Consider the following 9,502-nt stretch of genomic DNA (forward strand, 5'->3'; position numbering starts at 1 on the left):
AGGCAAGGTGAGATCGCCGTGCCTGTCATTGGTAGGCATTGTGTCCAACCCTTTTCTCTCGTGTCGGCGGACGCTTTGAATCTAAACGCCTACCGTTGGACGTGACTATACCTGCTGGTGTCGCATCCGCAATAGTGAGCGCCGTCACCATCTTCGCAGGTCATCATACTTACACGGCTGTAATTAGAACGTCAAGGTGTCGCATGAACGAAAAGTAGGTAGCGCGTGCTGCTTGACGGATTACCGTCGAGTAGGCGACACTTGTTGCACATTCAAAAGCGGCCGCCGTGACGGGCGGTAAACAGCCGAAAGCAAGTGATTACGTTGCCAGTGAAGCACGTCCAGCCCCGAAACCTGACCCTCCTACGTACACTAGTCGGCCCCCAACCAGGCGCCCTCATGTCGGCGCGAAAACTGGCCAGCCGCAGCACAATTCACCACTCTTTTGTGTCCCGGCTCCTCGCCGGTGAATGCACCACCCTGTCGGCGGACCGCGCCGCCCGCATGGCCGAAGTGCTCGGTGTCCGACCGGCCGTACTTTTCCGGCCCATCCCGACAAACAACAAGCGCACTCACATCAAACACGGAGACGCGAAATGAGCGGGACCGCCGCGCCGGCGCGTGTCGTGATGGAGCCCGAGCTGCTGAGCAAGAAGGACGCCGCGCAAGCCCTCGCGGGCATGTCGACGCGCGAACTCGACCGTTATGTCAGGCGCGGTGCTATCACACCACGTATGTTGGGCAGCCGCGTGGTGTTTACTCGAGATGAGGTCCGCCGGTTCGCCACCGAGCTACCCACCTGGGAGCCCAAGTGAACGCCCGGCACGTCGCCGACACCGAGGCCGCGCTCGCCGGCACGGTAGCCGCGCTCGACGACGGCAACGCCCAAATCGCTGCGCTCGAGGACGAACTCGTCGCCGCCAGGTCCACCGTCGACGGCTGGCAGAACATCGCGATCCAGCTCGCCGCGACGTGCGCCGACCTCCGCGAAGCACTCACCGCCGCCCGATGGGCCGGCCTCACGAAATGAGCATCCGCATGCCGAGCCGCCGCATCACCGACGAACTCGTCCACCTCATGTTCTGCCCGCCGCAGCCCCGCGACCACCACGCCCAAACCGTGACGGCCCGCGACATCGTCGCCGTGATCATCCTGCTCGCCACCATGGCGCTACTCGGCGCGGCGGTCTGCGCCGAATGGGTGGTGTGGCAGTGAGCTACCACGACCCCGCGGTCGTCGCCTGGCGACGCGAGCAAGTCATCGCCCTGACCAAGCAGGGGAGGACAGCGCGGGAAATCGCCGAACACCTCGGCATCTCGATGCGGTCCGTCGGCCGGCACCGAGTCGCCGCTGACGTCGCCCAGCCGATGCCGCGTCCCCTCACCGGCCGGGAACTGCTGCGCGCCACCGAGTTGCTCGGCGGCGGAGCCTCGTACGCGGAGGTAGCCCGCACGTTGGGCCGCAGCGACACCACGCTGCGCCGCCAGTTGCCCGGCTACAAGTGGGACCGCCGCCAGGCCGCCGAGGCTGCCGCCCTAGCGCGCGCCATGAACAGGTTGGAAAAGCAAGCGCCAGTAGCGGCCGCGACGGGCGGCCGCTCAAACGTGAAGGGAAGCAACGCCGCATGAGCACACGCCACCTGATAGTGGTCGACATCGAATCGACCGGCCTGGACCCGAAGGTTCATGTGCCGATCGAGATCGCGGCGATCAACGTAGACACCGGACAAACACTCATCTTCGCCCCGTACCTCACCCCCGAACAAATCCTCAACGTAGACCCCGAAGCGCTGCGCATCAACCGCTACTACGAACGCGGAGTCTACAAAACAGCGGAAAAATCCGAGGTCGCCAACACCAACCGATACATCAGCCTGTGGAACATGCTGCGTGGAAACACGTTCGCCGGCGCCAACCCACGATTTGACGCCGACATGCTCGTGGCGGCCACCAACATGAAACCATCCTGGAATTACCGGCTGGCTGACGTATCCGCCTACGTGGCAGGCGCGCTCGGCATCTACCCGGCCGAGATCCCCGGCCTCCACGACTGCTGCGAACGCCTCGGCGTAGTCAACGATGCCGAACACTCGGCGCTGGGTGACGCGAAGGCCACGGCCGAGTGCTTCCGCATCGCCGAGGCGATCGGTCGGCGCAACGCATGACCGCCGACGTGATCGACATAGCCACGAAACGGCCACCCCCCGAAGACCCCGGCGACACCCCCATAACCCCTCAACACCTACCCGCGGCGCCGTCCGCGGCCGGACCAAGGGTCGCCATCACCGAAACCACCTGGCAGGCCCTCGTGGGGGCGCTCGCCGCCGTCCCGTCGCTACCCGGCGCGAAATGCGCCGGCCGGTGGGACCTCTTCGACGTCACCGACAGCGAAGACGAACGAGCCGAAGCCGCAACACACCTCTGCAACACCTGCCCCGCGCTGACGAAATGCCGCACCTGGTTCGACGGGCTGCCACCCGGCCGCCGCCCCATCGGTGTCGTAGCGGGTCGCGTCGTCAAAGACACTACGGAACCCAAACCCGTCACCGACACCAGCAAATGGCTCACCGACTACCTCACAGAGCGCGGGCCGTCCCGGGCGCTGGACGTCGCGGCCGCCGCCGCCGACGCCGGCATATCTGAACGCGGCCTGCGCGGCGCGCGCAACCGCATCGGCGTCACAATCCGGCGCCCCTCACAAGGCGTCCCCAGCGTCTGGTCGCTACCGAAAACCGAAGGGAACACCAATGTTTGAGCCGCAGCCGCTGACCGACGAAGAACGCCAACTCACCGAAGGCATGCCGCCCGCGGTGGCCGCCGGGTTTGTTTCCGCGCGCCGAGCCGACCGGCACCGCCGCGGCCTCGACAACAGCGGCGGATTCGCCGGCCTCGGAGACCTGTTCGGCAGCATCTTCAACGCCCCAGGCTTCGGCAAATGACCAACCAGGGTGTTACCGTTGCCAACGGCGACAAACACCAGACGCCAACGGATCAAACGGTAGCCGAGCGGGAGCCGGCGCCGCGGCGCCGCGCCAACTACCGCGGCGACAAACGGTCCGTCATGGACGAGCTGCAGTGGCTCGGCCCCGACCGGCGCGGCATCATGTGGCGCCCCTGCCACGTCAACTACAACGACGAAACCGACTACAGCGAAGTGATATTCGCGCCCGTCGCCCCGCACGACGTCGCGAAAGTGCCCGGGCTGGCGCAACGCATCCAGTTCATTCAACAAGCACAGATGGCGGCGGCGGGCGCTGTCGCACGATTGGGAGGCATGTGATGGCTAAGGACCACCTGGCGGCGGCGCTGCAGGCGCTCGCGGTAGCGCAAGAAAACGCGCGAATCGAACAGTTACACCGGCCAGCGTTGCGGCTAGCGCAAACACACGCGCTGATCGACATCGCCGAATCCCTGCGCGCGCTAAGGCCACCCACACCGGCCGCAAATACCCGGGTGTTCGGCGGCAAAATCGTGCACCTGCTCGACGCGCCGCTCGAATCCGTCGGCGGCTGCGACGACGAAGACCAGGCCAGCTAGCCGTGTCCCGCATCTACACCAACGCGGTGCCCCGCGACGGCCGCGGGCGCCCGCTCATCTACCCGAAACCGGGACGCGGCAAAACACACGCCGACGTCGTCGCGAAATTCGCCAAGGACAAGAAACGCCCGCCGTCGTACCGTCGGACAACGAAATTCATTGACGTCCTTGAGGATTCCTACAACATCGACCGCTGGGAGAAACGGCTCACAGTGCTAGGAATGGCCAGCCGGCCGGACCTGGTTGAGGCCGCCGCGGCCCGCACCGCCGACAGCCTCGACCGGCAAGCGTTGAACCGGATCGCCGCGCAGGCCCTCGCGCACATGCGGCCGCACCTCAAAGCCGCCATCGGCTCCTACCTTCACCACTGCACCGAACTCGAGGACCGCGGCGAACCCCGCAGCGCACTACCCTCACCCGCCGAATACGCCAGCCTCGCCGACGAAGACCTCATAGACAGCGACTACCCGCAAGACATCCGCGACTCCGACCTCGACGCCTACCAGACCGCCAAAGCCCGCTACGGCCTGCGGTACACCTCCATTGAGCAGATGCGGGTGTTCGACCCCTGGCAAGTCGCCGGCACCCCCGACCGCACCGGCACCGGAACCGACCCCCGGTTCGGCGGCAAATACATGATCCTCGACGTCAAAACCGGCGACATCGACTGGGCCGACGAACAACGCACCATCGCCATGCAGTTCGCCCTCTACGCCCGCAGCACCGCCTACGACCACGACACCGGCCGCCACAAAGACATCCCGCCACTATGCCTGCGGCGCGCCGCCGTCATCCACCTACCCGCCGGCCAAGCGAAATGCGAACTCCACTTCGTCGACATCCTGCGCGGCTGGACCGGATGCCAACGCGCCCAAGCGAACTGGGAATGGCGCAAAGAGAAGGGGCTGTTCACCCGCATCGACGAATGGGAACCACCAACCCACCTCGACAAACTCGCCCTCAACCCCACCTACGACGAAGCCGCCGTCAACGCGCCCAGCGTCGACGCGCTCCGCGAACTGTGGATGAAAGCGGCAAACCACCCCGGCGCGCTGTCGGATTCATTCAAGGCGGCCGTCAAGCAGCGGCTCGCGCAACTGGAAGCGCAAGCGAACACAGAAGGAGCGCTGATATGAGCGAAACGGTTGACGCGACCGCGTATCTCACGGTCGAAGGCACCAGGTGGCGGCACGGAACCAAGCAAGTTCGGGACGCGAAGGTCGTCCGCGTGACGCAGGGCCGCCCCGCGCAGTTGACCGCCGACCAGGTGGCCGTCCGCGTCACGGTGCGGCTGCCGGTGGAGGCGTTCGACCCGCTGCGCCCCGAAGCCCTGATCGTTGTGCCCGAAGAACTGGTGCAACGCCCAGTCGAAGTCGAAGCAACAGAAGGGAACTGACACAATATGATCCGCGACATGGTCGCCTACCAGCGCCAAGCCGAAAGCACCGCGGTCTACCCCGGCCGCGGCGACATCGGCAACTACACCGGGGTGGCGTACTGCGCACTCGGACTGGCTGGCGAGGCAGGCGAAATCGCCAACAAGGTCAAGAAGATCGCACGCGACCACCTCGGCGCCGTGTCGGACGACCACCGCGCGCAACTCGCCGACGAACTCGGCGACGTGCTGTGGTATGTCGCACAACTCGCCACCCAGATCGGCATGGACCTCGACGCGATCGCGGCGGGAAACCTCGCGAAGCTGGCCGACCGCAAGGAACGCGGCGTGCTGCAAGGATCCGGGGACAACCGATGAAACCCGCGGCCACCGACATCAACCGCACCGCGGTCGACACCTCCGGGATGGCGGCCGCGCAAGGCGAAATCGAGTCCTTCGCAACGGATCGCATCGTCATCACCGGCACGTTCCACCCGGGCGACGCACTCGAGTTGCGGCCAGGCCGGCGTGTCGCCGTGTTCGTTTACGATGTGGGCGCGTGCCAAGAGTGTGAGGGCTTAGAAGAAGAACGCGACGAGGCCACGGATCGCGCCGACGTCGCCAAACACGAACTGCGCGAAGCCGAACGCGAACTCGAAAAGCTGCGCGCGCATGTGCTCGACCTCGAGGGCCAGCTCGTAGACGCCCGCGAAGCCCTCGACGGCGCACTCAAACACCAGACCTAGCCGGCGACGAACGCCGCACAGGGGTACCGCGGCCCGCGGTATCAAACGATAAACGCAAGGAGAACAACCAGTGAGCGAAGACCTCTTCGACGGTCCGGGCTCGGCGGACACCTTCAAGCCCGTTGACCACAACGGGCGGCTGCTGCTCATCAAGCCCAAGGCACACCTGACCGCCGTCCCCACCAAGGACTACGGCGAGAAGGAAGCCATCGAGGCCGACGTCCACATCCTCGACGGCCCCCAGGCCGGAACCGTGCTCCGCGACGGCCGCGTGTTCGGTCTCGTCATGCTCGGCCAGCTCAAGGGCAACGTCGGCACCGGCCGATTCAACCTCGGCCGCCTCGGCCAAGGCGAAGCCACCAAGGGCAACCCGCCCTGGAAGCTGTTCGACCCCACCGACGCCGACAAGGACCTGGCGCGCCGCTACATCGCCAGCGACCGCTACAAGCAGAACAGCGCCGCCCCCGTCGCTGTCGCTGCCGCGCCCGCCCCGGCCGCCGACCCGTGGGGCGCCGCCCCCGCCCCGGCCGCCGCACCCGCACCCGCACCCGCAGCCGCTGCGCCGGCGGCCGACCCGTGGGCAGGCGACGAACCTCCGTTCTGACCCCTTGACCGCCGCGGGCGGGGGCGGGCCTACCCGCATCCCGGACCCACTGGTCCCCGGCCGAACGGCCCCCGCCCGCGGCACCCACAACCAACTAGGAGCGTGAACGTGGACAAACCAGGATGGGCGTGCGATCTCACCAAATGGTTGATCGTCTGCCCGAAACACACCCCGAACGGCAAGTGGCGTGTATGCCCGCCGCTGCGCGACCACGACGGCAACCAATTACCCGGCCTAGGCGGCGTCGACTTCGACACCGGCGCTGAGGCGCTGGCCACGTTCGCTAGCGGCGGTGCCCCACTGCGAGCCGAGCAGTTAACCGAGGCGTGCCGCCCGCACGAATGGGTCGACCAATACGGCAGCCGATGGTTCTACGACGACGGTTACTGGTACTGGGGCGACAACAACGGCCGCTACCTGGCCGGCGACGAAGCGGACGTCGCCGAAATCTACCCATGGTGCGGCCCCTACACCCGCATCACCGGCCCCGGGATCCCCGCATGACCGACACCTACAAGCCCGCGCAGGGCGACGACGTGTGGGTCGACTTCGAAGGCAACGAATGGCCCGGCGTCGTCGAGAAACTCGAATCCAGCGGCTACGTCCGCTGCCGCATCCAGGTCGATCCCGAGTGGGATTTCGGGCGCGGCGGCGCCCAAGTGATGCCGCAACAGACCGTCGCGGTCCGCGCCACCCACGTACGGCCACGCGAGGAAACGAAAGGGAATGTCACATGACCACAAGAGAATCCGTTTGGGTCTTTGCCCTTGGCCTAGTCACCGTGTTGGTGCTGGTATTCGGCGGAGCCGAACTGTGGGGCTACGTCGCTGACGGCCAATGGGCGCCGCTGAGCGCATTCTTCGCGGAACGACCAGGCTGCCAATGAAACACGTCGTCATGTTCTCCGGTGGCATCGGCTCCTGGGCCACCGCCGCGCGCGTCATCGACCAACACGGCACCGACGACGTGACGCTGCTCTTCGCAGATGTCAAGGGCGACAACGACAACCCCCACCTTGGCGAAGACGAAGACACCTACCGCTTCATCAACGACGCCGCCGGCCAGCTCGGCGCACGGCTCGTCACCGTCCGCGACGGCCGCAGCATCTGGCAGGTATTCCACGACAACCGTTTCCTCGGCAACGCCCGCCTCGCCAACTGCTCCAAATTCCTCAAACAAATCCCGTGCCGCGAATGGCTCGACACCAACTGCGACCACGACACCACCGTGTACGTCGGCATCGACTGGACCGAGACGCACAGGCTGCCCGCGATCCGAAACGCCTACCTGCCATACCGTGCCGAGGCGCCGCTGACCGATCCGCCGTACCTCGACAAGGCCGACATGATCGCCGCGGCGAAAGCCGAAGGGCTGCAACCGCCTCGGCTGTACGCGGCCGGGTACCCGCACAACAACTGCGGAGGGTTCTGTGTCCGCGCCGGCCAGGCGCAGTTCCGGTTGCTGTTGCGCGAACACCGCGAACGCTACCTGTTCCACGAGGCCGAGGAGCAGAAGCTGCGCAACCACCTCGGCAAGGATGTCGCGATCCTGCGCGACCGCCGCGGCGCGGAAGCAACCCCGCTGACGTTGCGGGCGTTCCGTGAACGCATGGAATCCGGCGGCCCGCAACTCGACCTGTTCGACGAATTCGACTTCGGCGGCTGCGGCTGCTTCGTCGACCACCCCGAGGAGCGCTGATGCTCATCCACACGACGTGCGCGACGTGCCGGCGCGAACTCACCCTCACCTACGACGCCATCAACAACGACAGCCACCGCGCCACCCACCCCGGCTGCCCTGCCGCCCCGAAAACGCAGGCCGACAAACTGTTCGACAACTTCGCCGCCATGGTCGCCCGCATCGCCGCCCCCAACTACAAGCCGCAACCCCACGACGAACTCAACCTCACCGCGCTGCAAGACAAGATCGACCAACTCGACCAGACACCGCCGCGGCTCGGCGACGCCGCCGCGATCTACGCGCAATGGGGCTGGCCAGTGTTCCCTTTGCGGCCGCAACAGAAGGTGCCGGCCTTCCCGACCGCGCACCCCGAAGGCGACCCGCTGCGCGGCGTCTGCAAAGGCGAATGCGGCAAGCCGGGTCACGGGCTGTACGACGCCACCACCGATGTCGACCGGATCCGCGCCTACTGGACCGCAAACCCCAACGCCAACATAGGGATCGCCACCGGCCACGCCTTCGACGTCATCGACGTAGACCTACCCGACGGCCCCGCATCCTGGCGCGAAATCGTCGCCGCCGACGCCGCCCCCCACATCCACGGCATCGTCTCCACCGCCAGCGACGGCCGCCACTTCCTCACCGCCCCAACCGGCGAAGGCAACAAAGCCCGCATGCTACCCGGCATCGACTACCGCGGCCTCGGCGGCTACGTCGTCGCCCCACCATCCTGGCTCGGCGACCACGGCCACAAATGGACCTGGATTTCGAAACCCTCACCGCAACTCACCGAAAGGCTAAACGCATGACGGACAACGACTACGGCGGACTCGTCCCCGACGTCGACGAAACATTCGCATTCATGGGCGCCACACTCATCGCCGCGAGCGCCCTCCTGGCCGGCGTGATCGCCGGCGCCATCATCACGGCCGCGGCGATGCTCCGATGAGGGCATACCTGCACCGCCTCTGGTTGAAAATACTGCGCACCTTCGGATTAGGAGACCGATGACCACCACCGAAGCCAACGACCTGCGGGCCGCCCGCGAACACGCCGCGCTGCTGCGTGACCTGGAAGCCCTATGCGCGAAATATGCAGCATGCAACAGGAAAACGTCGAATGCTACAGATTTCGCGCACCAGTTGACCGACGACCCGGCCGCCGCCGGCATCACCTACATCGCCGGACCCATGACCGGCTACGCCGACCACAACTACCCGGCGTTCAACGCCATGGCGAAACGGCTACGCGACGCCGGCCTCACCGTCATCAACCCCGCCGAAATCCACCCCGACACCAAACACCCATGGGACTGGTACCTGAGGCGAGACATCACCGAACTGGTGAAGTGCGCCCGCGTCGTGTTCCTCAACGGCTGGTCCCGCAGCCGCGGCGGCGGCCCCGGTCGGCGATGAAGTCGTCGACTTCGGACGGCCAGATCATTTCGAGGCCAAGGCCTTGCGCCACTTCGGCTTCGAGGCGGGCGCCGCGGCTGCATCGCGACCATCGACCCCAGCTGCTACGGCCTGGCCGACGCCCGCTGCGGCAACTGCGGCCACGG

Annotated in this window: 21 protein-coding genes; all 21 read left to right on the plus strand. The window is 66.4% G+C overall.

Annotated features, from left to right (window positions below):
• Positions 1 to 399 precede the first annotated feature (399 nt).
• A complete protein-coding gene (locus tag A5622_RS30680; protein WP_066876094.1) occupies positions 400 to 600 on the plus strand; it encodes a helix-turn-helix transcriptional regulator in 201 nt (66 codons plus the stop codon).
• Positions 597 to 815, plus strand: a complete 219-nt coding sequence (locus A5622_RS05520) for a helix-turn-helix domain-containing protein (RefSeq protein ID WP_232002805.1) — start codon at positions 597 to 599, stop codon at positions 813 to 815. The genes A5622_RS30680 and A5622_RS05520 overlap by 4 nt, the downstream gene beginning before the upstream one ends.
• Positions 812 to 1,030: a hypothetical protein gene (locus A5622_RS05525; RefSeq protein ID WP_066877191.1), complete on the plus strand. Its 219-nt coding sequence runs from the start codon at positions 812 to 814 to the stop codon at positions 1,028 to 1,030. The genes A5622_RS05520 and A5622_RS05525 overlap by 4 nt, the downstream gene beginning before the upstream one ends.
• An 8-nt stretch (positions 1,031 to 1,038) precedes the next feature.
• Positions 1,039 to 1,215: a hypothetical protein gene (locus tag A5622_RS05530; RefSeq protein WP_156752850.1), complete on the plus strand. Its 177-nt coding sequence runs from the start codon at positions 1,039 to 1,041 to the stop codon at positions 1,213 to 1,215.
• Positions 1,212 to 1,628 carry a helix-turn-helix domain-containing protein gene (locus A5622_RS05535; RefSeq protein ID WP_066877196.1) on the plus strand — a complete coding sequence of 139 codons (417 nt, stop codon included), beginning with the start codon at positions 1,212 to 1,214 and terminating at the stop codon, positions 1,626 to 1,628. The genes A5622_RS05530 and A5622_RS05535 overlap by 4 nt, the downstream gene beginning before the upstream one ends.
• Entirely contained in the window at positions 1,625 to 2,164 is a 540-nt protein-coding gene (locus A5622_RS05540; RefSeq protein WP_066877198.1) for a 3'-5' exonuclease, read from the plus strand. Before A5622_RS05535 ends, A5622_RS05540 begins: the two co-directional genes overlap by 4 nt.
• Complete coding sequence (locus tag A5622_RS30020; RefSeq protein WP_066877199.1) at positions 2,161 to 2,754, plus strand: hypothetical protein; 594 nt, start codon at positions 2,161 to 2,163, stop codon at positions 2,752 to 2,754. The genes A5622_RS05540 and A5622_RS30020 overlap by 4 nt, the downstream gene beginning before the upstream one ends.
• Positions 2,747 to 2,938, plus strand: coding sequence for a hypothetical protein (locus A5622_RS05550; protein WP_066877201.1), 192 nt, complete (start codon positions 2,747 to 2,749; stop codon positions 2,936 to 2,938). Before A5622_RS30020 ends, A5622_RS05550 begins: the two co-directional genes overlap by 8 nt.
• The gene (locus A5622_RS05555) at positions 2,935 to 3,279 is read left to right on the plus strand and encodes a hypothetical protein (RefSeq protein WP_066877203.1); all 345 of its coding nucleotides are present in this window, start codon (positions 2,935 to 2,937) and stop codon (positions 3,277 to 3,279) included. The genes A5622_RS05550 and A5622_RS05555 overlap by 4 nt, the downstream gene beginning before the upstream one ends.
• Positions 3,279 to 3,536, plus strand: coding sequence for a hypothetical protein (locus A5622_RS29535; RefSeq protein WP_066877205.1), 258 nt, complete (start codon positions 3,279 to 3,281; stop codon positions 3,534 to 3,536). The genes A5622_RS05555 and A5622_RS29535 overlap by 1 nt, the downstream gene beginning before the upstream one ends.
• Positions 3,537 to 3,538: 2 nt before the next feature.
• Positions 3,539 to 4,672 carry a hypothetical protein gene (locus A5622_RS05565; RefSeq protein ID WP_066877206.1) on the plus strand — a complete coding sequence of 378 codons (1,134 nt, stop codon included), beginning with the start codon at positions 3,539 to 3,541 and terminating at the stop codon, positions 4,670 to 4,672.
• On the plus strand, positions 4,669 to 4,932 hold the full coding sequence (locus A5622_RS05570) for a hypothetical protein (protein ID WP_066877208.1): 264 nt from the start codon (positions 4,669 to 4,671) through the stop codon (positions 4,930 to 4,932). Before A5622_RS05565 ends, A5622_RS05570 begins: the two co-directional genes overlap by 4 nt.
• Positions 4,933 to 4,950: 18 nt before the next feature.
• A complete protein-coding gene (locus tag A5622_RS05575; RefSeq protein WP_066877220.1) occupies positions 4,951 to 5,289 on the plus strand; it encodes a nucleoside triphosphate pyrophosphohydrolase family protein in 339 nt (112 codons plus the stop codon).
• Complete coding sequence (locus tag A5622_RS05580; protein ID WP_066877210.1) at positions 5,286 to 5,657, plus strand: hypothetical protein; 372 nt, start codon at positions 5,286 to 5,288, stop codon at positions 5,655 to 5,657. The genes A5622_RS05575 and A5622_RS05580 overlap by 4 nt, the downstream gene beginning before the upstream one ends.
• Before the next feature lie 70 nt (positions 5,658 to 5,727).
• Complete coding sequence (locus A5622_RS29540) at positions 5,728 to 6,261, plus strand: hypothetical protein (protein ID WP_066877212.1); 534 nt, start codon at positions 5,728 to 5,730, stop codon at positions 6,259 to 6,261.
• A gap of 108 nt (positions 6,262 to 6,369) precedes the next feature.
• On the plus strand, positions 6,370 to 6,765 hold the full coding sequence (locus A5622_RS05590; RefSeq protein WP_156752852.1) for a hypothetical protein: 396 nt from the start codon (positions 6,370 to 6,372) through the stop codon (positions 6,763 to 6,765).
• A complete protein-coding gene (locus A5622_RS05595; RefSeq protein ID WP_066877214.1) occupies positions 6,762 to 6,998 on the plus strand; it encodes a hypothetical protein in 237 nt (78 codons plus the stop codon). Before A5622_RS05590 ends, A5622_RS05595 begins: the two co-directional genes overlap by 4 nt.
• Before the next feature lie 145 nt (positions 6,999 to 7,143).
• The gene (locus A5622_RS05600; protein ID WP_066877216.1) at positions 7,144 to 7,959 is read left to right on the plus strand and encodes a hypothetical protein; all 816 of its coding nucleotides are present in this window, start codon (positions 7,144 to 7,146) and stop codon (positions 7,957 to 7,959) included.
• The gene (locus A5622_RS05605; protein WP_066877218.1) at positions 7,959 to 8,750 is read left to right on the plus strand and encodes a bifunctional DNA primase/polymerase; all 792 of its coding nucleotides are present in this window, start codon (positions 7,959 to 7,961) and stop codon (positions 8,748 to 8,750) included. The genes A5622_RS05600 and A5622_RS05605 overlap by 1 nt, the downstream gene beginning before the upstream one ends.
• Positions 8,747 to 8,890, plus strand: a complete 144-nt coding sequence (locus tag A5622_RS28930; protein WP_156752853.1) for a hypothetical protein — start codon at positions 8,747 to 8,749, stop codon at positions 8,888 to 8,890. The genes A5622_RS05605 and A5622_RS28930 overlap by 4 nt, the downstream gene beginning before the upstream one ends.
• Before the next feature lie 58 nt (positions 8,891 to 8,948).
• Positions 8,949 to 9,356, plus strand: coding sequence for a DUF4406 domain-containing protein (locus A5622_RS27875; protein WP_082994533.1), 408 nt, complete (start codon positions 8,949 to 8,951; stop codon positions 9,354 to 9,356).
• Positions 9,357 to 9,502 lie beyond the last annotated feature (146 nt).

The organism is Mycobacterium sp. 1245801.1, from assembly GCF_001673055.1.
Lineage (GTDB): Bacteria > Actinomycetota > Actinomycetes > Mycobacteriales > Mycobacteriaceae > Mycobacterium > Mycobacterium europaeum_A.